The organism is Streptomyces sp. CG 926 (genome assembly GCF_003148825.1).
GTDB lineage: Bacteria > Actinomycetota > Actinomycetes > Streptomycetales > Streptomycetaceae > Streptomyces.
The window spans coordinates 86,535-113,088 of the sequence record NZ_QGGZ01000003.1 but is presented as its reverse complement, the minus strand read 5'-3'; the positions used below and the strand labels follow the sequence as shown (position 1 = coordinate 113,088).

General features: G+C 73.9%; 17 protein-coding genes. 14 read left to right on the top strand and 3 right to left on the bottom strand.

Going from position 1 to position 26,554, the window contains the following annotated elements; translation table 11 throughout:
* Position 1: 1 nt before the first annotated feature.
* From BCL76_RS09055 to BCL76_RS09010, 10 genes are all read left to right on the top strand, one after another.
* Positions 2 to 1,285 carry a MupA/Atu3671 family FMN-dependent luciferase-like monooxygenase gene (locus BCL76_RS09055; protein ID WP_258309483.1) on the top strand — a complete coding sequence of 428 codons (1,284 nt, stop codon included), beginning with the start codon at positions 2 to 4 and terminating at the stop codon, positions 1,283 to 1,285.
* On the top strand, positions 1,282 to 5,382 hold the full coding sequence (locus BCL76_RS09050; protein WP_109778994.1) for a non-ribosomal peptide synthetase: 4,101 nt from the start codon (positions 1,282 to 1,284) through the stop codon (positions 5,380 to 5,382). The genes BCL76_RS09055 and BCL76_RS09050 overlap by 4 nt, the downstream gene beginning before the upstream one ends.
* Complete coding sequence (locus BCL76_RS09045) at positions 5,375 to 6,643, top strand: MFS transporter (protein ID WP_109778993.1); 1,269 nt, start codon at positions 5,375 to 5,377, stop codon at positions 6,641 to 6,643. The genes BCL76_RS09050 and BCL76_RS09045 overlap by 8 nt, the downstream gene beginning before the upstream one ends.
* Positions 6,640 to 9,822 (top strand): condensation domain-containing protein, encoded by a 3,183-nt coding sequence (locus BCL76_RS09040; RefSeq protein WP_109778992.1) that lies wholly within the window; start codon positions 6,640 to 6,642, stop codon positions 9,820 to 9,822. Before BCL76_RS09045 ends, BCL76_RS09040 begins: the two co-directional genes overlap by 4 nt.
* A complete protein-coding gene (locus BCL76_RS09035; RefSeq protein ID WP_109778991.1) occupies positions 9,819 to 11,411 on the top strand; it encodes an amino acid adenylation domain-containing protein in 1,593 nt (530 codons plus the stop codon). The genes BCL76_RS09040 and BCL76_RS09035 overlap by 4 nt, the downstream gene beginning before the upstream one ends.
* Complete coding sequence (locus BCL76_RS09030; protein WP_109778990.1) at positions 11,408 to 13,927, top strand: non-ribosomal peptide synthetase; 2,520 nt, start codon at positions 11,408 to 11,410, stop codon at positions 13,925 to 13,927. The genes BCL76_RS09035 and BCL76_RS09030 overlap by 4 nt, the downstream gene beginning before the upstream one ends.
* A 3-nt stretch (positions 13,928 to 13,930) precedes the next feature.
* Positions 13,931 to 15,187: an ATP-grasp domain-containing protein gene (locus BCL76_RS09025; RefSeq protein ID WP_109778989.1), complete on the top strand. Its 1,257-nt coding sequence runs from the start codon at positions 13,931 to 13,933 to the stop codon at positions 15,185 to 15,187.
* Entirely contained in the window at positions 15,180 to 15,908 is a 729-nt protein-coding gene (locus BCL76_RS38860; RefSeq protein WP_181382483.1) for an HAD family hydrolase, read from the top strand. Before BCL76_RS09025 ends, BCL76_RS38860 begins: the two co-directional genes overlap by 8 nt.
* Entirely contained in the window at positions 15,905 to 17,038 is a 1,134-nt protein-coding gene (locus BCL76_RS09015; protein WP_109778988.1) for a hypothetical protein, read from the top strand. Before BCL76_RS38860 ends, BCL76_RS09015 begins: the two co-directional genes overlap by 4 nt.
* Positions 17,039 to 17,142: 104 nt before the next feature.
* Positions 17,143 to 18,120: an NAD-dependent epimerase/dehydratase family protein gene (locus tag BCL76_RS09010; protein ID WP_109778987.1), complete on the top strand. Its 978-nt coding sequence runs from the start codon at positions 17,143 to 17,145 to the stop codon at positions 18,118 to 18,120.
* A 63-nt stretch (positions 18,121 to 18,183) separates the two neighbouring features.
* Here the strand turns inward: BCL76_RS09010 and BCL76_RS09005 are convergent, their stop codons facing one another.
* Together BCL76_RS09005 and BCL76_RS09000 are read right to left on the bottom strand one after the other, a co-directional pair.
* A complete protein-coding gene (locus BCL76_RS09005) occupies positions 18,184 to 19,038 on the bottom strand; it encodes a hypothetical protein (RefSeq protein ID WP_109778986.1) in 855 nt (284 codons plus the stop codon).
* Positions 19,039 to 19,064: 26 nt separating this feature from the next.
* Positions 19,065 to 20,546 carry an outer membrane protein assembly factor BamB family protein gene (locus BCL76_RS09000; RefSeq protein WP_109778985.1) on the bottom strand — a complete coding sequence of 494 codons (1,482 nt, stop codon included), beginning with the start codon at positions 20,544 to 20,546 and terminating at the stop codon, positions 19,065 to 19,067.
* A gap of 308 nt (positions 20,547 to 20,854) precedes the next feature.
* Here BCL76_RS09000 and BCL76_RS08990 point away from each other — a divergent pair, with 308 nt between their 5' ends.
* The 4 genes from BCL76_RS08990 to BCL76_RS08975 all read left to right on the top strand — a co-directional run bounded on the left by BCL76_RS08990 (position 20,855) and on the right by BCL76_RS08975 (position 24,781).
* Positions 20,855 to 22,093, top strand: a complete 1,239-nt coding sequence (locus BCL76_RS08990) for a serine hydrolase domain-containing protein (RefSeq protein ID WP_109778983.1) — start codon at positions 20,855 to 20,857, stop codon at positions 22,091 to 22,093.
* Positions 22,094 to 22,297: 204 nt separating this feature from the next.
* Positions 22,298 to 22,804 (top strand): GNAT family N-acetyltransferase, encoded by a 507-nt coding sequence (locus BCL76_RS08985; RefSeq protein ID WP_109778982.1) that lies wholly within the window; start codon positions 22,298 to 22,300, stop codon positions 22,802 to 22,804.
* A gap of 102 nt (positions 22,805 to 22,906) precedes the next feature.
* Positions 22,907 to 23,422, top strand: a complete 516-nt coding sequence (locus BCL76_RS08980) for a SigE family RNA polymerase sigma factor (protein WP_109778981.1) — start codon at positions 22,907 to 22,909, stop codon at positions 23,420 to 23,422.
* Positions 23,423 to 23,512: 90 nt separating this feature from the next.
* Positions 23,513 to 24,781, top strand: a complete 1,269-nt coding sequence (locus BCL76_RS08975) for a hypothetical protein (protein WP_109778980.1) — start codon at positions 23,513 to 23,515, stop codon at positions 24,779 to 24,781.
* Positions 24,782 to 24,808: 27 nt separating this feature from the next.
* Here the strand turns inward: BCL76_RS08975 and BCL76_RS08970 are convergent, their stop codons facing one another.
* The gene (locus BCL76_RS08970) at positions 24,809 to 26,524 is read right to left on the bottom strand and encodes a bifunctional 3'-5' exonuclease/DNA polymerase (RefSeq protein ID WP_109778979.1); all 1,716 of its coding nucleotides are present in this window, start codon (positions 26,522 to 26,524) and stop codon (positions 24,809 to 24,811) included.
* Between the last annotated feature and the right edge of the window lie 30 nt (positions 26,525 to 26,554).

Below are 26,554 nucleotides of genomic sequence, written 5' to 3'. Positions count from 1 at the left end.
CATGGCTGACGAGAAGACGACCATCGACGCCGAGGCGGCGCAGGCCCGCATGCTCCAGGAGCGGCTCGCCTCCTTGAGCCCGGACCAGCGCGAGGTCCTGCTGCGCGCGATGCGCGAGCGCGGCCTCAAGGCGCCCGCCACCGTGGACGCGGGGCAGCAGGCCGGCGCCCGGCCGAGCGCAGCGCCGCGCCGCACCCGGCGCCCCGACAGCACCATGGAGTTCAGCCTCTTCTTCTTCTCCGGCGACGGCACCGCCGCCGGTCCGGGCAAGTACGACCTGCTGATGGAGAGCGCCCGGATCGCCGACGCCAACGGCTTCGCCGGGATCTGGGTGCCCGAGCGGCACTTCGTGGACTTCGGCGGCCTCTACCCCAACCCGTCGGTGCTGGCCGCGGCCATCGCCGTACAGACGCAGTCGATCCAGATCCGGGCGGGCAGCTGTGTGCTGCCGCTGCACCACCCGGTGCGCGTCGCCGAGGAGTGGGCGGTCGTCGACAACCTGTCCGGCGGTCGGGCCGCGATCTCGGCGGCCTCCGGCTGGCACCCCGACGACTTCCTCCTGGCCCCCGGTGACGGGCAGCAGCGCTACCCGCGCCGCAAGGAGGAGATGTTCGAGGCGATCGCCACGATCCGGCGGCTGTGGGCCGGGGAGAGCGTCGAACTGCCCCGCGCCGACGGCTCGCTCCAGTCGGTACGCACCCTGCCGCGCCCGATCCAGGCCGAACTCCCGGTGTGGGTGTCGGCGCAGGGCAGCCCCGAGACGTTCGTCAAGGCCGGTGAGGCGGGCGCGTACCTGCTGACCGGTCTGGTCGCCCAGCGGCCCGCCGACCTCAAGGACAAGATCGCCGCCTACCGCGAGGCGCTCGTCGGGGCCGGGCACGACCCGTCCCGCGCCAAGGTCACCGCGATGGTGCACACGTTCCTGGACTCCGACGACGAGAGCGCCCGGGAGATCGTGCGGGAGCCGCTGACCGGCTACCTCAAGACCTTCCTCGCGCAGCAGGACAGCTTCGGCAGCGAGTACTCCAAGCTCTCCGAGGCCGAGCGCGACGTGATGCTGAACGCCACCTTCGAGCGGTACTTCGACACGCTCGCGCTGCTCGGTACGCCCGACAAGTGCGAGTCCCTGATCGAGGACCTGGTCGACATCGGCGTGGACGAGGTGGCCTGCCTGGTCGACTTCGGCCTCGCGCCGGGCCAGGTCGTCAAGGGCCTGGAACACCTCACCGAACTCAAGAACCGGTACCGGGCCGCCGAGGCCTGTACCGAAGGAGACCAGTCGTGACCGAACTCGCCGACCGGCTCGCCGGCCTCACGCCCGCCCAACGGGCCCTTTTGGACAAGAAGATGCGCGAGCGGGCGCAGACGCCCGCGACGGCCGGCCCCATCCCCCGGCGCACGGGCGGCGACCGGATCCCGCTCACCGTGGACCAGGAGCGCATCTGGCTGATCCACCAGTTCGACGCCGATGACCCGCTCTACAACGTCTACTTCGCCTCGAAGCTGCACGGCGAGCTGGACCGGGACGCCCTCCAGCGCGCCACCGACGCCTTCGTGCGGCGCCACGAGGCCCTGCGCACCACCTTCGAGCAGGACGGTCACGCGCCCGTCCAGGTCGTCCACCCCGCCATGGAGGTGCCGGTCCGCCACGTCGACCTGCGCTCCGTACCGCAGGAGGAGCGCGAGGCGGAGCTGACGCGCCTGGCCACCGAGGAGATGCGCGCCCCCTTCGACCTCGTCGAGGGACCGCTGCTGCGCATCGCGATGCTGCGGGTCGCCGACGACGAGCACGTGCTCGTCGGCACCGTCGACCACCTGGTCTGGGACCGCGGCTCGATGGGCATCTTCAACGCCGAGTTCGCCGAGTTCTACACGGCGTTCGCGACGGGCCGGGAGCCGCGGCTGCCGCCCGTCGAGGTGCACTACGCGGACTACTCCGAGTGGCAGCCGCAGTGGCTGCGCGAGGAGGTCCGGCACAAGCACCTGCCGTACTGGAAGAAGAAGCTCGAAGGCGCCGAACTGGTCCTGGAGCTGCCCACCGACCGGCCGCGCCCGCCGGTCATGACCTCCAACGGCGCCCGCTACCAGTTCCCGCTCACCCCCGAGCTGACCCAGGCGATCCGCGACCTCGCCAAGCGCGAGGACGTCACGATCAACATCGTGCTGCTCGCCGCCTGGAAGACCCTGCTGCACCGGCTCACCGGCCAGCAGGACGTGGTCGTCGGCACCACCTCCTCCACCCGCGGCCGGCCCGAGACCGAGCCGATGATCGGCTACTTCCTCACGATGCTGCCGCTGCGCACCACCGTCTCGCCCGCGATGACGGTGCGCGAGCTGCTCCAGGCGACCCGCTCCACCATGCTGGGCGCCTTCGACCACTTCGACATCCCGTTCGGCACCCTGCTGGACGAGCTCGACATCCCCCGCGACCCCAGTCGTACGCCGATCTACCAGGCCTCCTTCATCCTGGTGGACTTCGTCCACGAGGACCCGCCGCCGATGGCCGGGCTGCGCGTGGAGGAGCTGATGCTCGACAACGCCACCGCGAAGGACGACGTGTTCCTCGGGTTCCTCGACGACCCGCAGCTCGCCGCGGACCACCTGCACGGCCTGTTCGAGTACAACACCGACCTGTTCGACGAGAGCACCATGGCGCGGATGGCCCGCCAGGTCGTGCGGCTCCTGGAGCAGATGACCGAGGACGCCGCACGCACCGTCGAGGACCTGTCCCTGGTCGACGCCGACGAGGCGCACACCCTGCTCGTCGAGTGGAACAGCACCGAGGCCGCACGCGAGCCGGGCCTCGGCCTGGACGAGCTGGTCCGTCGCCAGGCCGCCGCCACCCCCGACGCGGTCGCCGTCTCCTGCGGCGACGAGCGCCTGACGTACGGCGAACTCCTGGACCGCTCCGGCCGGCTGGCGTCCCATCTGCAGGCGCGGGGCGTCGCCCCCGAGACCGTCGTCGGCGTCTGCCTGGACCGCTCGGTGGACCTCGTCGTCGCCCTGCTCGGCGTGGTCATGTCGGGCGGCGCCTACCTGCCGCTCGACGCCGCCTACCCGGCGCAGCGCCTGGCCGACATGACCGGCGACGCCGGCACCGGCTTCCTGCTCACCCGCGAGGGTCTGCTCGGCGCGCTCGCCGACTGCCCCGGCGAGCGGATCCGCCTGGACACCGACGCGCAGGCGATCGCCGCCGCGCCCGCCGTCCCGGCGCAGCCCGCCTCCGGCGAGGACCGCCTCGCGTACGTCATCTTCACCTCGGGTTCCACCGGCCGCCCCAAGGGCGTCGAGGTGACCCACCGCAACCTGGTCAACCTGCTCCTGGCGATGGCCCGGGAGACCGGGCTGGCCCCCGGCGACACGCTCGCCGCCGTCACCCCCGTCACCTTCGACATCGCGGGCCTGGAGCTGTACGCCCCGCTGATCAGCGGGGCCCGGGTGCACGTCGTCACCAAGGAGCAGGCCGTCGACGGCCGGCGGCTCGCCGAGCTGCTCGCCGAGACCGGTGCCACGGTCATGCAGGCCACCCCCGCCACCTGGCACCTGCTGGTGGAGGCGGGCTGGCGAAACGACGGCTCGCTGCGCGTCCTGGTCGGTGGTGAGGCCCTGCCGCCCGCCTTGGCCGAGCAGTTGGTCCGCGAACCCGGCCGCACCTGGAACGTGTACGGGCCGACCGAGACCACCATCTGGTCCACCTTCCGGCGCCTGGACAGCGGCACCGAGCAGATCTCCATCGGCCGGCCGCTCGACAACACCCAGGTGTACGTCCTGGACGACCGGCTCGCCCCGGTCCCCGTCGGCATGCCCGGCGACCTGTACCTGGGCGGCACCGGGGTCGCCCGCGGCTACCGCGGCCGGCCCGGCCTGACCGCGGAGCGGTTCGTTCCCGACCCGTTCGGCGGCCGCTCCGGCGCCCGCCTCTACTGCACCGGCGACAAGGCGCGGCTGCGCGAGGACGGCACGCTCGTCTTCCTCGGCCGTGACGACGGCCAGGTCAAGCTGCGCGGCTTCCGCATCGAGCTGGGCGAGATCGAGGCCCGGCTGGAGGAGCACCCGGCGGTGCGCCGCGCGGTCGCCCTGGTCCGCGAGGACCGCCCCGGCGACAAGCGGCTCACCGGCTACGTCGAGTCCGCCGACGAGGCGGTGACCGCCGAGGACCTGCGCGAGCACCTGCGCGGGTTCCTGCCCGACTACATGGTCCCCGCCGCGATCGTCCGGCTGGAGACCTTCCCGCTCAACACCAGCGGCAAGATCGACCGTAGGGCCCTGCCCGCCCCCGCCGTCGAACGCGACGCCGCGAGCTACGTGCCGCCGCGCGACGCCGTCGAGCTGGAGGTCGCGCACATCTGGGAGGAGGTCCTCGGGGTCTCCCCGATCGGCCTGCACGACCGGTTCTTCGACCTGGGCGGTCACTCGCTGCTCGTCCTGCGGCTGATGGCGGAGATCGAGAAGCGGTTCGGTCAGCAGCTCCCGATGGCGGCGATCTTCCGGGGCGCCACCGTCGAGCGGTTCGCCCGGATGCTGCGCGAGGGCTACCAGGACGAGACCGGGGTGCACCTGGTCGAGCTCGGCTCCGGTGACGGCGGCGCCGGCTCCCCGGTGTTCTTCGCCCACCCGGCCGGCAGCGAGGTCGTCTGCTACATGCCGTTCGCCGCGCTCGTCGAGCCGGCCGGGCGCCCGCTGTACGCGCTGGCCTCGCCGCCGCCCACCGGCGGCGAGCTGCCGTTCACCGGCTTCGGCGACCGCGCCGCCCAGTACGCCGCGCTGATCCGCGAGACCCAGCCCGAGGGCCCGTACACGGTGGCCGGCTGGTGCTACGGCGGTGCCAACGCCTTCGCCGTCGCGGGGGAGCTGGAGAAGAGCGGCGCCGAGGTGTCGGTGGTCATGATGGACGCGCACGCGCCCGCCGTCGTACCGGCCGGTTCCGAGCCGGACCCGGCCGAGATCGTCGAGGCCATCGCCGCCAACCTGCAGTGGGACTACGGGCAGCGCCTCAAGCCGCTCGCCGAGCTCCAGGCCATGGACGAGGGCGAGCACCTCGACTACCTGCTCGGCATCGCCCGCGACTGCGACTACCTGCCGCCGGACGCCGGCCGTGAGCAGATCCAGGGCATCTACGAGCTGTGGGTCGCCAACCTGCGCCTGGTGTGGAACTTCCGGCCCGACCCCGTCAAGGGCAAGGTCACGCTGATCCGCGCCGACGAGGAGGAGTGGGACCTCGCCACCTCCTGGACCGAGCTGACCGGACAGCACTTCGACGTCCGCACGGTCGGCGGCAACCACTACACGATGATGCGCCACCCCCACATCGAGGGCGTCGCCGACGTCCTGAACGAGGTACTGGGCGGCGCGGCCGGGAACGGCGGGGAGAACCATGCTTGAGCTGCTGAAGGACCGGACCTACATCCGGTACTGGTCGGCCGTCGTCGCCTCCTTCCTCGGTGACGCCATCACCAAGATCACCCTGATCTACGTGGTGGCCACCGAGACCGACGACCCGGTCCTGTACGTCTCCCTGGTCGTCATCGCGCAGCTGCTGCCCTTCGGTGTGCTCGGCGCGTTCGTGGGCCCGTTGGCCGACCGGCTGCCGGCCCGGCTGCTCATGGTCGGCTCGGACCTGGTCCGCGTCGCCCTGGTGCTCGCGATGATCGTCGTACGGGACTCCCCGCTGCTGCTGCTCGTCCTCATCCTGCTCAGCGGCATCGCCAAGGCCTTCTTCGAGACGGCCCGCATCACCGCGATCCCGCTGATCGTGCGCGGGCACAGCATCCCCACGGCGGTCGCCCTCTTCCAGTCCACCAACCACACCCTCAACCTGGTGGGCCCGGCGCTCGGCGGACTGCTCATCGCCTTCGGCAGCGTCACCACGGTCTTCGTGCTCGACGCCGTGACGTTCGTGGTCTCGGCGCTGCTGCTCGCCAGCATGGCGGTCCTGCGGGAGGTGCCCGTGCGGGGCGCCGACAGCGGCCGCGAGGGGTACTGGCAGTCGCTGCGCACCGGCATCTCGGGTGTGCTCGCCGTGCCCTCGCTGCGCTTCCTGGCGATCGTCATGGTGCCGGTGATGCTGGTCCTCGGCCTGTTCACCACCAACCTCAACTCCCAGCTCCTGAGCGTCTTCGAGCTGCCGGCCTTCGAGTACGGACTGGCGCAGGCCGGCTTCGGCGCGGGCTGTGTGATCGGCGCGCTCACCGGCCCGCCGCTGGTGCGCCGGTACTCCGACCGGGGACTGCTCATCGGGTCGATCGTGCTCTTCGGCGCCTCCCTGCTGCTGCTCGCCCCCACGGGCACCGTGTGGGACGCCACCGACCAGGGCGTACTCGGTCTGATCGTCGTCCTGCTCTGGTGCGTCCTGGCCGGGCTCGGTTCGGGGCTCTTCCAGGTGCCGGTCGCCAACACCCTGCTCAGCGACCTGCCCGAGGAGCTGCGCGGACGCGGCGTCGGCCTGCTCAACGCCCTGATGGTCAACTTCACCGTCCTCGGCGTGGTCGTCGGAGGCCTGCTCGCCGGGCTCGTCGGCATCGCCGACTCCATCGTGGTGGCCGGCGCCGTCCTGGTCGTCGCGGCCCTCGTCCTGCTCGTCCCCCGGCTGCGCGGCGGCCGCGGTGACCGAGCGGGCGCCCCGGAACCGGAGGCCGTCGCATGAGCACGCTTCCCCCGCCCGCCCTTCCCCTGCCCGCCCTCCCGCTGACACCCGCCCAGCGGCGGCTGTGGGCGCTGGGACAACTCCGGCCCGCCGACCCGTTCTTCAGCATCCCCTTCGCGATCACCGTCGAGGGCCCGCTCGACGTCGACGCCCTGCGGCAGGCCCTGGACGCCCTCGTCCGGCGCCACGACGCGCTGCGGGTGCGGATCGAGCGGGACGCCGACGGCGAGCCCGTACAGCGGATCGGGGCGCCCGCCCCGATCGCCCTCGACCCGGTCGACGTGACGCGGGAGGAGGCGGCCGCCCGCGCGGACGCCTTCGTCCGCACCCCCTTCGACCTCGACGGCGGACCGCTGCTGCGGGCCGAGCTGCTGCGCCTGTCCCCGCTGAGCCACCAGCTCCTCGTCGGCGTCCACCACATCGTGTTCGACGGGGCCTCGCTGGAGCTGTTCACCACCGAACTCGTCGCCCTGTACGAGGCGTTCGCGACCGGCCGGACCGAACCCCTGCCCCGGCCCGCCGTCGGGTACGGGGAGTTCCTCGCCGCGCGCACCGCACAGGACGAGGAGGCCGCGCCCGAACGGCTGGCCTACTGGACACAGCGCCTGGCCGGCGCCCCCGCCCTCCTCGAACTGCCGCTCGCCGGGCCCCGCCGGGCACGCGCCGGGCACACCGGGGCCCGGGTGACCACCGTGGTCCCCGAGCCGGTCGTGGAGCCCCTGCGCCGGCTGGCCCGCACCAAGCGCGCCAGCCTGTTCATGGTGCTCAAGGCCGCCGTGGACGTGGTGCTCAGCCAGTACGGCGGCACCGACGTGCTCACCGGCATGGCCGTCTCCGGCCGCGACACCACCGAGAGCGCCGGTGTCATCGGCTACCTCACCCGGCCCGTCGTCCTGCGCGGCGAGCTCGCCGACGACCCGGAGTTCACCGACCTGATCGGCCGGGTGCGAGGCGACCTCCTGGACGCCCTCGACCACCCCGACCTGCTCGTCGACGAGGTCATGGACCGGCTCGGGATCGCCCGCGACCCGAGCTACCACCCGCTCTACCAGGTCATGTACACGCACGCGCCGGCGGCGCCCCTCCACGAGGCGGCCGGCTCCCGGTTCGGGGCGGCCGAGCTGCGCCTGCCCACCATGAAGACCGATCTGGCGATCGACACCGTGGAGGGCGAGCACGGCCTGCTGGCCCTCGCGGACTACCGCACCGACCTCTTCGACGAGGCCACCGTCGGGCTGCTGCTCGACCGGTTGCGCCTGGTCCTGGAGCGGATCGGCGCGGACCCGAAGGCCCGGGTCTCCGCTCTGCTGCGCACCGAGGCCCCGGCGCCCGGGGCCGCGTACGAGGACGGGGCCCCGGGCACCCTGCACGAGCTGGTCGCCGAGCAGATCGCCCGCACCCCCGACGCGGTCGCCGTGGCCGCGGGGACGCGCACCTGGACGTACCGCGAACTCGACCGCGCGGCGGACCGGGTGGCGGCGCGCCTCGGGGCGCTCGGGGTCGGCCCCGAGACCCCGGTCGGGGTGTGCGCCCCGAAGTCCTTCGCGCTGGCCGCCGCCCAGCTGGGCGTGGTCCGGGCGGGCGGGATCTGCGTACCGCTCGACCCGGAGCTGCCCGCGTTCCTGTTGCGGCTCGCCGTGGACGACGCGGGGCTGCGCACCGTCCTCGCCGACGCGTACTCCGGCGCGCTGTTCGACCACACCCGGGTCGACGTGCTCGACGCGCAGGACGCCGCCGACGACGCGTCCGGGACGGCGCCGCGGGCCGTACGGGTCACCGCGCGGGGCGCCGCCTGGGTGCTGCGCACGGCCGGTGTCACCGGCGAGCCGCGCGCGGTCGTCGCCGAGCACCGCAACCTGGTGTCCCGGCTGCGCTGGGCCCACCGCGAGCTGCCCGCCTCCGCCCTCGACGCGGTGGCCCAGCTGGCGGCCCCGGACTCACCGGCCGCGTTCCTGGAGCTGTTCGGCCCGCTGACCCGGGGCGGCCGCGCGGTCGTCCCCACCGGCGGCGACGAGGCCACCGTGCTCGCGGCCCCCGCCGAGCTGGCCGGGCTGCTCACCGGCGGTGCGCGGATCCCCGTACTCAGCACGGGCGAGCCGCTGTTCCCCGGCACCCTCGCGGCCGCGCTGGCCGCCGGGGCCACGGACGTGCACCAGCTCTACGGCTGCGCCGAGACGGCCGGCCCCGTCCTCGCGGGCCCGGCCCGCACCCCGCAGGGGGAGGACCACGGCCCCCTGCCGCTGGGACCGCCGGCCACAGCCACGGCCTACGTCCTGGACGCGCGTGGCGCGATCGCGGCCACCGGCGCGATCGGTGAGCTGCACATCGGCGGCCCGGCCGTCACCCGCGGCTACCTGGACCGGGGCGGCCGCACCGCCGAACGCTTCCTGCCCGACCCGTTCGGCGGCGAGCCCGGCGCACGGCTGTTCGCCACCGGCGACCTGGCCCGCCGGCTCCCCGACGGGCGGTTCGTCTTCGCCGGCCGGGCCGCCGACCACGCCCTGGTACGGGGCGTCCGCGTGGCCGCCCTCGACGTCGAGGCCGCGCTGCTCGCGCACCGGGGCGTCGCCCGGGCCCAGGTCCTCATCGACCCGGCGGACGGCTCGCTCGCGGCGGCCGTGGCGACCCGGCCGGGCGCGGACCTGACCGTCGACGTACTCCGTACCCACCTGCGGGACCTGCTGCCCGGCCATCTGCTGCCCGCCCGGCTGCACCTGGCCGGCCGGCTGCCGCTGCTGCCGGGCGGACGCCCCGACCGGGAGGCGATCGCGAAGCTGATCGCCGAGGCGGCCGCCGCCGAGGCCGCACAGCCGGCCGACGGGGCCGACGCACACCCGGCGACCGACACCGAGCGGACCGTCGCGGCGGCCTGGGAGCAGGTGTTGGGCCGCACCGTCGGCGCCTCGGAGAACTTCTTCGACGTGGGAGGCAACTCGCTGCTCCTGATCCGACTGCGGGACCGGCTGCGCGGCGCACTGGACCGCGAGGTCGACGTGGTGGACCTGTTCCGGCACTCCACGGTCAAGGCCATGGCCGCCTTCCTGGGCGGCGTCCCCGCCCCGGACGCCCCCTCGGCCGCCGGGGAGCGCGGGCAGAGCCGGGCCCAGGCCCGCGCCGAGGCCATGCGCGCCCGCGGCGACGCCCGACGGACCAGCACACCGATACCGAGGAAGCGATGAACGACGACGTGCAACAGCGCACGCTCTACCAGTGGTTCGAGGGAACGGCCCTGCGGCAGCCGGGCCTGCCCGCCCTGGAGATCGGCGACGAGGTACTGACCTACGGCGAGCTGCGCGCCCTCGCGCTCACCCTCGCCGACCGCATCGCCGCCAAGCACGGCTCGCCGCCCACCCGGGTGGCGCTCGCCGCCACCCGCTCGGTCGCCGCCTACGCCGGCTACCTGGCGATCCAGCGGCTCGGCGCGAGCCTCGTCCCGCTCAACCCCGACTACCCCGCCCAGCGCAATCTCGACATCGCCCAGCGGGCCGGTGTCGAGGTGGCCCTGGTGGACACCCGGTCCGCCGAGCTGTTCACGCGGCTGCCCGAACGTCACCGGCCGACCGTCCTCGCACTCGACGAGGACGAGCGGGTCTCCGGGACGGCGAGCGACGTACTGGAGCGGTCGCTGCCGCCGGTCCCGGACGACCCGGACCGTGAGGCGTACCTGATGTTCACATCGGGTTCCACCGGCCAGCCCAAGGGCGTGCCGATCCGCCACCGGAACACCTCGCTGTTCCTCGCGCACAACATCGAGCGGTACGAGATAGCGCCGGGCGCCCGGCTCACCCAGACCTTCGGCCTGACCTTCGACGCGAGCGTCATCGACCTGTTCGCGACCTGGGGCGGCGGCGCCACCCTGGTGGTGCCGCTCGCCGCCGACCTCTACCGGCCGATCGACTTCGTCGTCGAGCGCGAGCTCACCCACTGGTTCTCGGTGCCCTCGGTGATCCGCGAGGCGCAGCGGCTCGGCAACCTGCCCCTGGGCCGCGCCGTGAACCTGCGGCACAGCATGTTCGGCGCCGAGCCGGTCACCGCGCAGCACGCCGAACTGTGGCGCGCGGTCGCCCCGAACACCGTGATCCACAACGTGTACGGGCCCACCGAGCTGACGGTGTGCTGCACCCACCACGACCTGTCCGGGCCCAGTGCGCGGTGGCCGGAGTTCTCCAACGGCACCGTGCCGATCGGCGTCCCCTTCCCCGGCAACGAGATGGTGCTGCTGGACGCGGACGGTCTGGCGGCCGAGGAGGGCGAGCTGTGCGTGCGCGGCGCGCAGCGCTTCGGCGGCTACCTCGACCCGCGTGAGAACGCCGGGCGGTTCGTGGCGTACGAGCCCGACGGCGGCCCCGCCACGGACTACGACGGCAGCACCGCGCTGACCGACCGCCACTGGTACCGCACCGGTGACCGGGTCCGGCGCGAGAACGGGCTCTACGTGCACCGGGGCCGCCTCGACCAGCAGGTCAAGGTGCGCGGCTTCCGTATCGAGCTCGGCGAGGTAGAGGCGGCCGTGCACCGCCACCCGCACGTCATCGACGCCGCGGTGCTCGCCCTGCCCGGCCCGGACGGCGAGACCGAGCTGGTCGGCGCCTACGCGGGCCGCGAGGTGGACCCCGAGCGGTTCGACGCCTGGCTGCGCGAGCTGCTCCCGCTGCACATGGTGCCCGCCTCGCTCACCCACCTGCCGGGCGGGCTGCCGCTCAACGACAACGGAAAGACGGACCGCAAGGCACTGGCGCGGATCCTCGACACGACGGAGGGGTCATGACCGACGCGCTGGAGTACTGGCGTACCGAACTGGCGGGCCTGGAACCGCTGGAGCCGGCCACCGACCGGCCGCGCCCCTCGGCGCGTACCGGCGCCCTGGGCCACGTCACCCGCACCGTTCCGGCCGGCACGGCGCAGGGGCTGGACAAGGCGGCCGCCGAGTACGGCGCCCCGCTGTCGTCCGTACTGCTCGCCGCCTACCAGGTGCTGCTCGGCCGCTGGACCCGCCGCGGCGACCTCGCGGTGGGCGTCCCGGGCCCCGACGGCGCCCTGGCGGTCGTCCGCGCCGACCTGACCGCCGGCCCGGCCTTCGCCGAGCTTGTCGTGCGGACCGACGCCGCGCTGACCCGCGGCCGGGCCGCCGCGCTGCCGGTGACCCGCCTCGCCGCCGCCTTCGGGCCGCCGGCCGACGGCCACCACCCCGTGGTCCAGGCCCTGTTCACGGACGCGCCGGCCCACCGGGCCGAGGGCGGCTGCCCGCCCGACCTGACCCTGGTCCTGGACCCGGCGGCCGGCCGCGAGGGCCTCGGCCTGCGCGTCGAGTACGCCGCCGAGCTGTTCGACGCGGCGAGCGCCGAGCGGCTCACCGACGGCTACCTCACCCTGCTCACCGCCGTCGCGGAGGCCCCCCGGATCGCACTGGAGGGGCTCGACCCGCTCGGCGCCGCCGAGCGCGAGCTGCTGCTCACCGGCTGGGGCCGCGGCCGCGCCGCGTTCCCCGCGGCGGAGGCCGACGGCGTGGACGTGGCCGCTCTGGTCGCCGAGCAGGCCGGGCGCGTACCCGACGCCGTCGCCGTCGTCTTCGGCGCCGAGGAGGTCGGCTACCGGGAGCTCGACGCCCGCGCCGACCGCCTCGCCCACCACCTGCGCGGCCTCGGCGCCGGCCCGGACGTGCCGGTCGCGGTCTGCCTGGAGCGCGGCACCGAACTGATCGTGGCGCTGCTCGCGGTGCTCCGCTCGGGCGCGGCCTACGTGCCGCTCGACCCCCAGCACCCGGTCGACCGCCTGGAGTTCGTCCTGCGGGACACGGCCGCGCCGGTGGTCGTCACCCAGGAGTCGCTGCGCGGCCGGCTGTCCGGCGGCGACGGCGCGGGGTCGCGACACCTCGTCGCGCTCGACTCCGACGCCGCGGCGATCGCCGCCTCCCCCGTGGTGGAACCGGCGGCTGCCGCCGGGCCCGAGCACCTCGCCTACGTCCTCTACACCTCCGGCTCCACCGGCACCCCCAAGGGCGTCGCCGTCACCCGGGGCGGCCTCGGCAACCTGCTGTGCGGCATGCGGGAGACCTTCCCGGCGCCGGCGAACGAGCGGGTCCTGTTCACCACCTCGGCCACCTTCGACATCGCGGGCGTCGAGATGTTCCTGCCGCTGATCACCGGCGGCCGGATCGTCGGCGCGTACCAGGACCAGATCCACAACCCGCCGGCCCTCGTCGAGCTGATCGACCGGCACGCCGTCACCCTCGTACAGGCCACACCGTCCGCGCTGCGCCCGCTCCTGGACGCCCTCGGCGACCGGCCGCGCGCCCTGGAGATCTTCGCCGCCGGAGAGGCCCTGCCCGCCGAACTGGCCGCCCGGATGCTGCGCGCCGGCACCCGCGTCCTCAACGGCTACGGCCCGACGGAGACCACCGTCTACGCCTCCGTCGCCGAGATCACCGACACCACCGGTACGGTCCCCATCGGCCGCCCCACCGCCGGCACCGAGCTGTACGTCGTCGACGACGCGGACCGCCCGGTCCCCGTCGGCGTACCCGGCGAACTGCTCATCGGCGGCGCCGGCGTGGCCCGCGGCTACCTCGGCCGCGACGACCTGACCGCCGAGCGCTTCACCCCGAACCCGTTCGCGGACGGCCGGGTCTACCGCACCGGCGACCTGGTGCGCTGGCTGCCCGGCGGCGACCTGGAGTTCCTCGGCCGCCTCGACCACCAGGTCAAGGTGCGCGGCTTCCGCATCGAGCTCGGCGAGATCGAGGCCGCGCTGCTGGCCCACGAGGACGTCGACTCCTGCGTCGTCACGGTCCGCGAGGACGTCCCCGGCGAGAAGACGCTCGTGGCGTACGTCGTCCCGGTGTCCGGCCGCCCGGTGCCCGGCATCGGCGCGCTGCGCGACCGGTGCGGGCGCACCCTGCCCGGCTACATGGTGCCCGGTACGTACGTCTTCCTGGACCGGATGCCGCTGACCACCAGCGGCAAGACCGACCGCAAGGCGCTACCGGCGCCCGACGGCGAACGCACCGGCCTGGAAGCCGAGTTCATCGCCCCGCGCACCCCCGCCGAGCGGGCGGTGGCCCGGGTGTGGGCCGAGACGCTGTACGCCGACGAGGTCGGGGCCGAGGACGACTTCTTCGACCTGGGCGGCGACTCCCTGACCGCGACCCGGGTGGCGCTGCGGCTCCAGGAGGACTTCGGGCTGGAGATCCCGGTACGCACCCTGTTCACCTACTCGACCGTCGAGTCGCTCGCGGGGGCCCTGACCGTCGCCCGCCGCACCGGCGCGTTCCCGGCCGGAGGCTGACCCATGACCGCGACCCCCACCCGCCCCGTGCTGCTCGTCGTCTACGACGTCGGCAGCCTCGCACCCACCCGGCTCGCCGAGGCGGCCCGGCAGGCCGGCTGCGACCTGGTGTTCGTGACCGCGGACACCGCGCACGCCCAGGAGATGATCCCGACCCTGGAGATGGTCGGCACCGTGGTGAACACCGCGGGGCGCACCGAGGAGCAGACCGAGACGGAGCTGCGCGCGCTCGCCCCGGCGGGCATCATCACCTTCAGCGAGTTCCGGATCGCCCCGACCGTGCGGCTCGCCGAGGCGCTCGGTCTGCGCTACCACCGGCCGGCCGACGTCGACGCGATCACCCACAAGGACCTGCAGCGCGAGCGGTTCGCCGAGGCGGGCGTGGACAGCGTGCGCTTCCGTACCCTGACCGACCCCGCCCAGGCCGACGAGGCGATCGCCCACGTCGGGCTGCCGGCCATCATCAAGCCGGTGATCGGCGCGTCCAGCCGCAACACGCAGGCCGTCGCCACCCCCGAGGAGTGCCGGGCCGCCCTCGCGGCGATCTTCACCGGCTCCGACGGCGGACCCGCCGAGACCGCCGTGATGCTGGAGGAGCTCCTGGTCGGGCGGCCCACCCCGGCGCCCTGGGGCGACTACATCGCCGTGGACTGCGTGGCCGACGGCGACGACGTCCGACCGGTCTTCGTCACCAGCAAGTTCGCGCTGGCCGAGCCGTTCCGCGAGCGCGGCGGCTACGGCGGCTTCTCCGTCGTGCCCGAGGACGAGGAGCGGGCGGTCCGCGATCTCGCCTGCCGCGCGGTCCGCGCCCTGAACATCCACGGCGTCGCCGACGTCGAGATCAAACTGACCGCCGACGGCCCCCGGGTCATCGAGGTCAACGGCCGGCTCGGCGCCTGGGTCGACGACCTCGCCGTCCGTTCCGGCACCTCCGACCCCGCGTACGTGGCGGTCGCCGCCGCGCTCGGCCTCCCGTACCAGACCCCCGAGGTCAAGCAGGGCGGACCGATCGCCTTCCACTACCTGACCGTGCCGCCCGTCGGCGCCCGCCGGGTGCGCGCCATCCGGGGCGTCTCCGCGCTGCGCCGCCTCGCCCACGTCGACCGGGTCGTCGTCCTCGCCGAGCCCGGCGCGGACGTGGACTGGCGGATCGGCGCACGCGGCAACACGGCGGCCGTCATCGGCTCCGCCGCCACCCATGAGGAACTGGCCGCGACCGTCGCCGCCATCGAGAGCGTGGACTGGATCGACTATGAGTGAGTTCCCCGTACGAGCCGACGAGTTCGTCGTCTTCGACCTGGACGGCGTCCTCGTGGACACGCAGGACGCCGAGAACGGCGGGATCGCGCACGTCGGCGAGATGATGGGCCTGCGGCTGGACAAGGACCAGAGGGACGAGCTGTTCTCCGGCAAGAAGATGCAGGAGTGCTTCGACCTGATGGCGGACCTGTCGGGCAACGCCCCGCCGCAGGACGCCATGGTGATCGCCCGCGCCCGGTGCGAGGAGCTGATCGGCGACCGGATCGAGCCCATCGACGGTGTCGCGTACGCCCTCGAACAGCTCACCGCCGCCGTGGGCGAGCGCATGTGCGTGGCCTCCAACAGCCCGCTCGCCATCATGCGCAGCCGCCTGGAGAAGGCCGGGATCCTGCACCACTTCGGCGCCCGGCTCTTCTCCGCGTACGACGTCGACGCGTGGAAGCCCGACCCGAGGCTGTTCCGCTGGGCCGCCGAGAGGTGTGGCGTCACGCCCGACGAGTGCGTCGTGGTCGAGGACAGCCCGGTCGGCGTGGACGCCGCCGTGGCCGCCGGGATGCGGGTCCTGCAGTACACCGCCGACCCGGCCACCCCGCCCCACCGGGAGGGCGCCCTCACCTTCCCGTCCATGCGCGCACTGCCCCGACTCGTCCGCGACGCCCACCTGATGGCCCCCGCCGCCACCCCCTTCGCCGCTGCCGCGCCCTTCGGAGGTACCTCATGAACAACGCCCGCAAGATCATGGTCCTGGGTGCCGGCGACATCGGCCGCCGTGTCTTCCACGAGCTGGCGCACAGCCCGAACCCGCGCCACGTCCAGCTCGTCGGCCGCGACGAGGAGACCGTCCTGAAGGCCGCCAACCTGACGCGCTTCTGCAGCGTCCAGCGCGGCTGGACCAACGAGGTCAGCCACGCCCGGACCGACATCACGGACGTGGCGCGCACCGCCGAGCGGATATCCGCCTTCGACCCCGACATCATCTTCCTGGCCGTCAGCTACCAGTCCTGGTGGGTCATCTCCACCCTCCAGCAGGACGCCTTCCAGCGGGTCTACGCCGCCAACTACGGCCCGTGGCTGCCCATGCACCTCGTTCCGGTGATGAAGGCCATGGAGGCCGTCCGTCTCTCCGGCACCCAGGCCGTGGTCGTCAACGCCGCCTACCCCGACGCCGTGCACCCCGCGCTCACCGCGGTCGGCCTCTCCCCGCACATCGGCATCGGCAACGTCGCCAACAACGTCCCCGGCATCACCGCGGTGGCCGCCGACGAGCTCGGCCGCAGCACGGCCGACGTCGAGGTCCGCCTGGTGGCCCACCACTACGTCTCGCACCGACTGTCCCGCACCGGCAGCAGCGGCCCCGCCGGCATGGGCCTCGGCATCCGCCTCGACGGGCGTGACGTCACCGGAGAGCTGGACGTCGCGGAGCTCCTGAACCGCCTGCCCGGCGCGTACCGCCGCACCGGCGGCCTGCCCGGCCAGACGATGACCGCCTCCTCCGCGCTCAGCGTCCTGGAGCCGCTCGCCGACGAACGCGACGCGGTGGTCCACGCGCCCGGCGCGGACGGTGCGCTCGGCGGCTACCCGGTGGCGATCGAGAACGGCAAGTTCCGCGCGCTGCTCCCCGACGGCATGACGGCGGACGAGGCCCACGCCATCAACGTCTCCGGGCAGCTGCACGACGGCATCAGCGAGATCCGCGCGGACGGCACCGTCGTCTTCGAGCCCTCCGCCATGGCGATCATGAAGGAGGAACTCGGCTACGACTGCGCCGAGATGAAGCTCTCGGAGGCCGAGGGCCGCGCCCAGGAGATCGCCGAGCGCTTCGCGGCGTACCGGGACCGCACCGCCCGCTGACCGGGGATCCGCGCCGAACGCCGCCGGCGGCCCCACGGCCCTCGGCGGCGTTCGCGCGCCGCACGACACGACGGACGAACTCGGCTCCACGGAGAGGAACCAGGATGAGGCTGCTGCTGCTGGGCGGAACGGACTTCGCGGGGCGCGCCGTCGCCGAGGGCGCGGTCGCCCGGGGCTGGGACGTGACCGTCTTCCACCGGGGCGAGCACCCGGCCCCGCCCGGCGTACGGGTCCGCCACGGCGACCGCACGCGCGCGGACGGCCTGGCCGCCCTCGCGACGGGGGAGTGGGACGCCGTCGTCGACACCTGGTCGGGCGCCCCGACCGTGGTCCGCGACGCGGCCGACCTGCTGGCGGGCCGTACCGGCCGCCACGCCTTCGTCTCCAGCCGCTCGGTGTACGCCTGGCCGGTGCCGGCGGGGCTGGACGAGTTCGGGCCCCTGGCCGAGGGCGATCCGGACGCGGAGGCGACCGACTTCGCGGCCGACAAGCGGGGGTCGGAACTGGCTGTGCTGCGCGCGTTCGGCGAGGCCCGCACCCTGCTGGTGCGGCCGGGCCTGATCCTGGGCCCGCGCGAGAACGCGGGCCGCCTGCCGTGGTGGCTGTCGCGCATCGCCCGGGGCGGAGAGGTCCCGGCCCCCGGTCCGCAGGACACCCCGCTCCAGTACGTCGACGTACGCGACCTCGCGGCCTGGCTCCTGGACGCGCTGGAGTCCTCCCTGCACGGCCCGTACAACCTCGTCTCGCAGCCGGGCCACACCACCATCGGTGAGCTCCTCGACCTCTGCGTACGCGTCACGGGCGCCGCCGCCGAGCTGCGCTGGACCTCCCCCGAGGCGATCGCCGCCGCCGAGGTCTCCCCGTGGACCGACCTCCCCGTCTGGGCCCCGCCCGGCTCGGACTTCCACGCCGCGATCCACGCCGGTGACGTCTCCCGGGCCCACGCCACGGGCCTGGTCTGCCGCCCGGTGTCCGAGACGGTCGCCGACACCTGGGACTGGCAGCGGTCGGTCCCGCCGGCCGAGCTGAGCCTCGCGGACGGCCTCACCGAGGAGGCCGAGGCCCGTCTCCTGAAGGGGTGAGACCGGGCCGGGACGACCGCCCGGAGCCGCCGCCCGGGACGCCGGGCGGACGGCCCCGGGCGATCACGGCCCGGGGCCGGGGTCCTTCGGGTCGCCCGCCAGGCGGACCGTGCTCAGGATGCGCATGATCAGGGCGTCGTCGACGGCCCCCGGGACCCCCGTGCGGCCGTAGAAGTCCCAGGAGACGAGGTCGCCCCGGGAGTTGCGGAAGCCGAAGACGATCGCCTGGCCGTCGCCCGCGCAGGGGTCGGTCCGCGCGGCGCCCGAGGAGCGCGCCCTGACGTAACTCCCCTTGACCCCCGACTTCGTGGTGAACGCCACCGGCTTGTCGGACGTGACCACGCTCTTGTCCGGCTGGGTGTAGGCGGCGTAGACCCAGGTGGGTGCCTCCTTCACGGCGATGTCGGCGGGGTCCTTGGCGCCGCCGGCGCCCTTGGTGCCGGTGTTGGCGAGCCGGACGTCCGAGACCGAGCCGTCGCCGTCGCCGTCGACGGTGCACCACCGGGACTTGTAGAAGGCGGGCGCCGTGTGCCCGATGAGGACCTTCTCCCGGTCCTTGCTGTCCTCATAGCCGCTGAAGACCTGGGGTTCGAGGACCTCCCACCCCGGCGGGACGTCGAACGCGGTGCCGTGCGTGGGGTTGATCACGGTCTTCCAGCCTGCGACGAGCGGCCTAGTCGGGTCCGCCGCCGACGCCGCGGCCACCGCCGAGGCGCGGGCCCGGTTCTCGCGGACGCCGAGTGCGACGCCGGTCCCGGCGGCGACGACCGCCAGGGCGGTCAGGGCGCAGATCCCGACGACGCGCCGTCTTCTGCCGGTCCGACCCCCGCCGGCAACGGTGTCGGGCTCCCGCGGCGCCTGGAGCGGCGGCGGGTACAGGCCGCCGGGGTGGGTCGGCTGTTGGTACGGGTTCTGCACGGTGTCCCTCCTGGTACCTGCCTGCCCTACTTGCCGAAGGACAGGATCGCGCGGCTCACCTTGCGCGGTTCCGGGCTGTAGACCCGGCCGTTGAGCAGGAACAACCGCCCGCCCGCCCACGCGATGCGGATGCCGTGGGGGTAGAAGACGTCCTCGGGTCCGGCGGCCGCCGCCGGGCTCTGCAGGAGGGGCCGCGAGGCCCCGTCGGCAGCGGCGAGGGAGACGACCGCCCCCGCCTCGCCGCTGCCCGGGGTGACGTAGGTGAGGACCTTGCCCTCCTCGACCGCGAGCGGCCACATGGTGCGCCCCTTGGGCTGCTCGGCGGTGCGCCACCGCTCCTTGCCGGTGTTCAGGTCGACGGCGACGACCTGGTTCGTGGCGTCGGTGTCGAGGGTGGTGCCGGGCTTGCCCGCCCCGATGTAGATCGAGTCGGCGTCGGCCGCGACGGCGTAGCACTCCTGGAAACCGGTCGCGTTGCCGAAGCCGTTGCACCGGCCGCTGACCCCGAAGGCCGGGGCGCTCTGCGAGCGGACCGTGCCGTCGGCGGCGAACGCCGTGAGGTTCCAGGTCTTCTTGTCCTTGTGGTGGGCGGTGATCACCAGCGGGTCGAGGGACAGCACCCGGCCGACCGTCCAGTCCGGGGCGTACTTGTAGCTCCACCGCGCGGCGCCCGTGGCCGGATCCAGCTCCTCGACCATCGCCTGTCCGCGTGCGACGACGTCCTTCGGGTCGGGGCACTGGCGGATGGCGATCAACCGCGAGCCCCCGGCGAAGCCGTACGGGTAGCAGCCGTTCGGGCTCGACGTGCCGAAGAGCTTGTGGCCGTCGGTGACCGAGAACCCGCTCATGACGGCCGACCGGACGACGACCACGGTGTCACCGCTGATCACCAGCTCGAACTGGGCCGTGCTGTCGTACGCGTTCTCCGGCGGCAGCGGAACCTTCCAGCCCGCCCGCCCCGTGGTGAGGTCGATCTGCTGGAGGTGGGTGCAGCGCGAGCTCTCCGAGGCGCTCTCCTTCACCCCCACGACGAGCTTGCCGTTCGCGGACGGGGCCGGTGGGATCCCGCACAGCGGGGTCTGGACCGGAAGCTTCCACTTCTCCTGGCCGTCGGTCACCGCGTACGCGGTGAAACCGCTCTGGATCGCGCTGACCACGGTGTCGCCCACCCGCCACGGGCCGTACTGCGTGGTCCCCGATCCGGCCACCTCGGCCTGGTTGTCGCGCAGCCAGATCCGGGCCTCGCCCGCCCGGATACCGGCGTTGGGGTCGTAGGCAGCGGGCCCCGCGCCACCGCCCTTGCCGTCGCCCTTGCCGTCCCCCTGGTCGACCGAGGGCGAACCGGTGGGACCGGCCAGGGGCTCCGCGCTCCCGCCACGGACCGTGAGGTGGTAGGCGCCGCCGCCGATCCCGAGCAGGGCGGCGAGCAGCGCCGCGACGGCGCCGGCGGCGGCCACGGGCCGGGGCAGCCGCGGCCGACGGCGCCCGCCGGACGGCGCGGCGATCACGGTGGGCGGTAGGGGCGGCCCCGGTGGCGTGGGTGGTAGGGGCGGTGCGGGTGGCGTGGGTGGCGTGGGTGGCGTGGGTGGGGCGAACGGCGCGGGCGGCGGGCCGAAGCCGGCGGTCCGCCGCTCGTCGGGTTCCGGCCGTGGGCCGGAGGTACGACCGGTCATGGGGGAATTCTGGCCGATCCGGAGATATTTCTAGAACAGATTTTTGGACGAAATTCCTCGCCGCCGGCTCCGGTCGCCCGCCCGATGGCGCAGGTCTAGCGTGGAGGGAAGGTTTCTCGGCTCGGTGGGTGAGGAGGCCGGGCATGACGACACGTTGGCGCAGTGCCGCCGTGGCCGTGGCGGCGGTCGGACTCGTGGTGGGGCCCGTAGGGGCGGGAGCGGGCGCGGTGTACGCCTGGGACGCGGCGGCGCCCACGGCGTCCGTACCGACCTCGACGGTCCCGGCTCCGACCCCGACACCCGCCGCCTCCGACGAGTTCGCGCAACTGACCCCCGCCGTCACCCGCCAGTTGGACACCGCGATCAAGAAGGTCCTCGCGGAGGCGAAGGTCCCCGGTGTCATCGTGTCCGTGTCGGCTCCCGGCAAGGGTGAGTACATACGGTCCTTCGGCGTCGCCGACAAGGCCACGGGCACGCCGATGACCCCGAACCTGAACATGCGGATCGGCAGCGTGACCAAGACCTTCACCGTGACCGCCCTGCTGGAGCTGGTGGACCGGGGGAAGGTCGCCCTGGACGACCCGATCGGCAAGTACATCTCCAAAGTGCCCAACGGCGACCGGATCACCCTGCGCGAGCTGGCCGGCATGCGCAGCGGTCTGTTCAACTACTCGGCGGACGAGGACTTCTACAAGGCGCTGACCAGCGACCCCGACCGGCGCTTCACCCCGCAGGAGCTGCTGGCCTACTCCTTCGAGCACCCGGTGCTCTTCGAGCCGAACGCGCAGTTCTACTACTGCAACACCAATCTGATCCTGCTCGGGCTGGTGGTGGAGAAGGTCAGCGGCGTCCCCCTCGACCGGTTCATCGACCGGGAGGTCGTCACGCCCGCCGGGCTGAAGCACACACTGTTCCCCACGGGCTCGGAGTTCCCCAGCCCGCACGCCCAGGGCTACACGAACCAGACGGCCTCCGGAAAGACCGAGAACTCCACCGAATGGGACCCCTCCTGGGCCTGGGCGGCCGGCGCGATGATCTCCGACCTCCCCGACATGCGCAGCTGGGCGAAGACCCTGGCGACCGGCACCCTGCTCACCCCCGCCACCCAGGCCCAGCGTCTCGACGTGGTCGACGCGCTCCCGGGCACGGGCTACGGCCTCGGCATCTTCAACGTCCAGGGCTGGATCGGCCACAACGGCTCACTGCCGGGCTACGGATCGCTGGTCCTCTACCTGCCCGAGGCGAAGGCCACGTTGGTCGTGCTGCTCAACACGGACATCGGGTCCCAGGGCCAGGAGCCCAGCACCCTGTTCGGCGAGGCGATCACCAAGATCGTGACCCCCGACCGGGTCTACACGCTCCCCGCCCAGCCGGCGTCGTGAGCGGACCCTCCGACAGCCACATGTGAGCGGCGGGCCCCGGGACTTCGGTCCCGGGGCCCGCCGCTACATGCGTCCCGTCCCGTCCTTCGCCCTGGCCGACTCCGGCCGTAGCGTAGGCGGTCGAGGGCGTCGGGGGTCCCGGACCGCTCGGCACCCTCCACCCATCATGGTCCGCGGCGCGAAACACCCCTGAGGGAGACGCACATGAACGGTCAGGCAGCACAGCGGGACGGCCGGTCCCCGGCGGAGGACTCCGTATCGGTGGTCGCGGTCCGCGCGGCCGGCGAGGCGGACGTCGACGTGGCGGCCGCGCTGTTCCGCGGCTACCTCGACTTCTACGAGGTGGACATCGAGGACCCGGACGCCCCGCGGGCCTTCCTGGCGGAGCGGATCGCCAAGGACGAGTCGCTGGTCCTGCTCGCCGATGTCCCGGAGATCGGCACGGTCGGCTTCGCGCAGGTCTACCGCGGGTTCTCCTCCCTCTCCCTGAAGACCGCCTGGGTCCTCAACGACCTCTACGTAGCTCCCGCCGGCCGCCGCACCGGGGCCGGCCGGGCGCTGCTGCGCGAGGTGCTGCGCCGGGCCCACGAGGCCGGGGTGTCCGGTGTGCAGTTGGAGACGGCGTACGACAACACCGTCGCGCAGGGGCTGTACGAGAGCGAGGGCTTCGTCCGCGAGGAGTTCCACGTGTACTTCCACGACCTGGGCTGACGGGTCCGCGGCAGGAGCGCTCACGGGATCGGTGGCGGAGAGGTGAAACATTCTCCGCCGCCGGCGCGTCACAGGGGTGAGAGGGACGTGAGGGGGGAGCACATGCGCCAGGCGCGCAAGGACGGGTTCCGTGAGTTCGCCGCGGGCCGCTCGGGCCATCTGTACCGGTCGGCCGCCCTGCTCGTGGGCGGGGACACCCAGCTCGCGGAGGACCTGGTGCAGGAGACCCTGGGGCGGATGTACCTGCGGTGGGGCCGGATCTCCCGTGTCGACAATCCGGCGGCGTACGCGCAGACCGTGCTGGTACGGGTCTTCCTCACGCACCGGCGCGGTCGGTCCGCGGGGGAGCGGCCGGTCGGCGAGTTCCCCGATGTCGGCGCGCCGACGCCCGGGAGCGGGGGTCCGGCGTCGCGGCCGACGCTGCTGGAGGCCCTGGGGCGGCTGTCGCCCAAGGACCGGGCGGTGCTGGTGCTGCGCTACTGGGAGGACCGCAGCGTCGAGGAGACCGCCGACGCGATGAACGCCGGCTCGGCGGCGGTCCGTGCGCGGACCTCGCGCGCGCTCGCCCGGCTGCGGGAGCAGTTGGGCGGCAGCCTTACCGCCTTCGTGGACCTCTGAAGGCTCCGGCAGGCTCCCGCACCCCATCCCCACCCCCTACCGCCATCCCCTCCCCCTCCCTCCACCCGGCACACGGAAGGCCTGGTCCGCATGTCCTTCGAAGACGAACTCGCCGAAGCCCTCCGGCGCACGGGGGAGGGCTTCGCCCCCGACCCCGGGGCCCTCGCGGAAGCGGGCCGGGCACGCGGCAGGCGCCTGGTGGCGCGCCGCCGGGCCGCCGTGGCCGGTGGATCCGTGGCGGCCCTGGTCCTGATCGCCACGGCGGCCTACTCCGGCGGCCTGTTCGGCGACTTCTACGCCGAGGGCGCGGTCCGTGTCGCGGCCCCGGCCCCGACACCGCCGAGCAACGGGCGGCGGACCGGCACCGGCGCGGTCACCGCCGACCGGATGATCGCCAAGATGCAGGCGCTCCTGCCGGGCGGCCGGATCACCGCGCCCACGGCACGGGGCACGGAGGACGAGCTGGGACCCCGTGTCGGCGTCGTGTTCGACGACGGCAAGGGACCGGCGGCCGTCTCCCTCGGCCTCCAACGGGTGGACCCGTTCGGTAGCGGGGCCCGCGCGCAGACCGAGTGCGAGGACAAGAACCTGCACAGCTACGACGACTGCCGGGTGGAACAACTGCCTGACGGGTCCAGGCTGCTGCTCCACCAGGGGTACGAGTACCCGGACCGCCGGGAGGACACCAAGGTCTGGCGGGCCGTGCTCGTGACGGTGAAGGGCTTCCTGGTCGACGCGTCCGAGTGGAACGCGGCGGCCGACAAGGGCGCCCCCGTCTCCCGGACCGATCCACCGCTGACCATCGAGCAGTTGAAGGGCCTGGTCACCTCGGACACCTGGCACGCGGCCCTGAACGACCTGCCGGCGGCCGAGCCCGAGCCGGCGCCCCGGCCCGAGTCGATCGCCCTGCGGGACCGCAAGGCCGTGGACGCCCTGGACCAGCTGATGCGCCGGCTCGGGATCACCGTCCCGATCGTCTCCCGGGGCGGGCAGGGCGGGTACGGCTACGTCGTACTCGACGACGGCAAGGGCAGGTCGCTGGTCCAGATCAACGTCCAGGCGGCCGCCGGCCCGCTGGGCTTCGCGCGCAACCCCGCCGTCACCACGGAGCCCGACGGCACCGAGGTGAAGGAGACGGCGGGGCCCGGGGAGAAGAACAAGGGCGTGACCCAGTGGAAGGTGGACACCCTGCGCGGGGACGGGCTGCGCGTGCTGATCACGGCTTTCAACACGGCCGACCAGCACGGCCCGGCCACCCGCCCCGCACCCGCGCTGACGATGAAGCAGCTACGGCAGCTCGCGCTCGCCCCGGAGTGGAAGCTCACCACGCCCACGCCCACGCCCGCGCCCACCGACTGATCGGCCTCCGGTCCCGACCGAGCGGTCCTACTTGGCGTCCGCGTAGCACTCCACGACCGCCGTCGTGAACGGGAATCGGACCGGGGTGTCGCCGAAGGCGATCCGGCCGGCCCGTTCGCCGGCGGTGCGGATGGCCTCCACGACGGCCTCGGCCTCCTCGGCCGGGCAGTGCACGATCACCTCGTCGTGCTGGAAGAACACCAGCTCGGCGCGCATGTCGACGGTCGCCTGCCGCAGGGCCGCGAGCAGCAGCAGGGCCCAGTCGGCCGCACTGCCCTGGACGACGAAGTTACGCGTGAACCGGCCGCGGGCCCGGGTGTTGGTCGAGGCGTAGCTCGGCGTCCAGCCGTCCTCCCGGTCCTGCGCGGTCCGGGTCCCGCCCTCGTCGTACCCCTCGCCCGGGTCGACTCCGCCGTCACCCGCCTCGTCGCCCTCGCCGGAGCCGGCGGGCGGCGGGCAGGTGCGGCCCAGCCAGGTCCGTACGAGCCGGCCCTCCTCCCCGGCCTTCGCCGCGTCGTCCACGTACGCGACGGCCCGGGGGAAGCGGCGGCGGAGCGCGGCCAGGTTCTTCAGGCCGTCCCCGGAGGTCTGGCCGTAGACGGCGCCGAGCACGGCGATCTTGGCCTTGTCCCGGTCACCGGAGAAGCCCTGCCGGGAGACGGCGGTGTAGAGGTCCGAGGCCTCCCCGGCGACCTCCATGAAGGCGGGGTCACGGGAGATCGCGGCGAGGACGCGCGGCTCCATCTGGTCGGCGTCGGCGACGACCAGTCGCCAGCCCGGGTCGGCGACCACGGCCCGGCGGATCACCTTGGGGATCTGCAGGGCCCCGCCGCCGTTGGTGACCCAGCGGCCGGTGAGGGTGCCGCCGGGGATGAACTCGGGGCGGAAGCGGCCGTCCCGGACCCAGTCCGCGAGCCAGGACCAGCCGTGGGCGGTGTAGATCCGATAGAGCTTCTTGTACTCGATCAAGGGCTCCACGGCGGGATGGTCCAGCTCCTGGATCTCCCAGCGGCGGGTGGACTTCAGCTTGATGCCGGCCCCCGCGAACGCCTTGATGACGTCCGCGGGCAGATCGGGACGCACCCGTCTGCCGAAGGCGGCGGACACCCGGTCGGCGAGCTCGGCGAGGCGCCGGGGCTCCCCGCCGCCCGCGTACCGCTCGCCCAGCAGCTCGGTCAGCAGCGCGCGGTGCACGTCGGCCCGCCAGGGCAGGCCCGCGCGGTTCATCTCGGCGGCGACGAGGAAGGCCGCCGACTCGGCGGCGGTGAGCAGCCGCATCCGGTCGGGGTGGCCGGTGGCGTCGATCCGTCGCGTCTGGTCGGCATGGACGGCGAGCAGGGCGTCCAAGGGGACCGGGGTGGGCTGCGGTTCGAAGAGGGAGTCCTGGGCGCGGGGTTCGGCGGCGCGCGGGCGCGGATCGGGCGGTACGGGGGCGTCGGTGAGCCGGGCCCAGGCGGCGGCCGCCGAGCGGGGTTCGCCGAAGCGGCCCTCGTGGCCGAGGAGCAGCAGCTCGGCGGCCTCGATGTCGTGGCACCGCTCGACGCGGACGCCTGCGGCGAGCAGCCGGGGGTACACGGCCGCGGTGGACCGCCAGACCCAGCGGGTGCCGGGCGGGGCGGCCCGGATCGCCTCGGCGGGGTCGCGGACGCGCATCCGGATTCCGTCGGAGCCGGGCACGGGCGCGGCGTGCCACCACCCGTCGCCGTCCTCGGCGAGGGCCCACCGGGGAGTGCGGTCGCTCATGGGTGCGAGTGTCCCACCAGGGTCTGACAG

Excerpts from the sequence above, each read along its gene's own strand:
- BCL76_RS09055 (WP_258309483.1), top strand. The coding sequence starts at position 2 with ATGGCTGACGAGAAGACGACCATCGACGCCGAGGCGGCGCAGGCCCGC.
- BCL76_RS09045 (WP_109778993.1), top strand. The coding sequence starts at position 5,375 with ATGCTTGAGCTGCTGAAGGACCGGACCTACATCCGGTACTGGTCGGCC.
- BCL76_RS09040 (WP_109778992.1), top strand. The coding sequence starts at position 6,640 with ATGAGCACGCTTCCCCCGCCCGCCCTTCCCCTGCCCGCCCTCCCGCTG.
- BCL76_RS09035 (WP_109778991.1), top strand. The coding sequence starts at position 9,819 with ATGAACGACGACGTGCAACAGCGCACGCTCTACCAGTGGTTCGAGGGA.
- BCL76_RS09030 (WP_109778990.1), top strand. The coding sequence starts at position 11,408 with ATGACCGACGCGCTGGAGTACTGGCGTACCGAACTGGCGGGCCTGGAA.
- BCL76_RS09025 (WP_109778989.1), top strand. The coding sequence starts at position 13,931 with ATGACCGCGACCCCCACCCGCCCCGTGCTGCTCGTCGTCTACGACGTC.
- BCL76_RS38860 (WP_181382483.1), top strand. The coding sequence starts at position 15,180 with ATGAGTGAGTTCCCCGTACGAGCCGACGAGTTCGTCGTCTTCGACCTG.
- BCL76_RS09015 (WP_109778988.1), top strand. The coding sequence starts at position 15,905 with ATGAACAACGCCCGCAAGATCATGGTCCTGGGTGCCGGCGACATCGGC.
- BCL76_RS09010 (WP_109778987.1), top strand. The coding sequence starts at position 17,143 with ATGAGGCTGCTGCTGCTGGGCGGAACGGACTTCGCGGGGCGCGCCGTC.
- BCL76_RS08990 (WP_109778983.1), top strand. The coding sequence starts at position 20,855 with ATGACGACACGTTGGCGCAGTGCCGCCGTGGCCGTGGCGGCGGTCGGA.
- BCL76_RS08985 (WP_109778982.1), top strand. The coding sequence starts at position 22,298 with ATGAACGGTCAGGCAGCACAGCGGGACGGCCGGTCCCCGGCGGAGGAC.
- BCL76_RS08980 (WP_109778981.1), top strand. The coding sequence starts at position 22,907 with ATGCGCCAGGCGCGCAAGGACGGGTTCCGTGAGTTCGCCGCGGGCCGC.
- BCL76_RS08975 (WP_109778980.1), top strand. The coding sequence starts at position 23,513 with ATGTCCTTCGAAGACGAACTCGCCGAAGCCCTCCGGCGCACGGGGGAG.
- BCL76_RS08970 (WP_109778979.1), bottom strand. The coding sequence starts at position 26,524 with ATGAGCGACCGCACTCCCCGGTGGGCCCTCGCCGAGGACGGCGACGGG.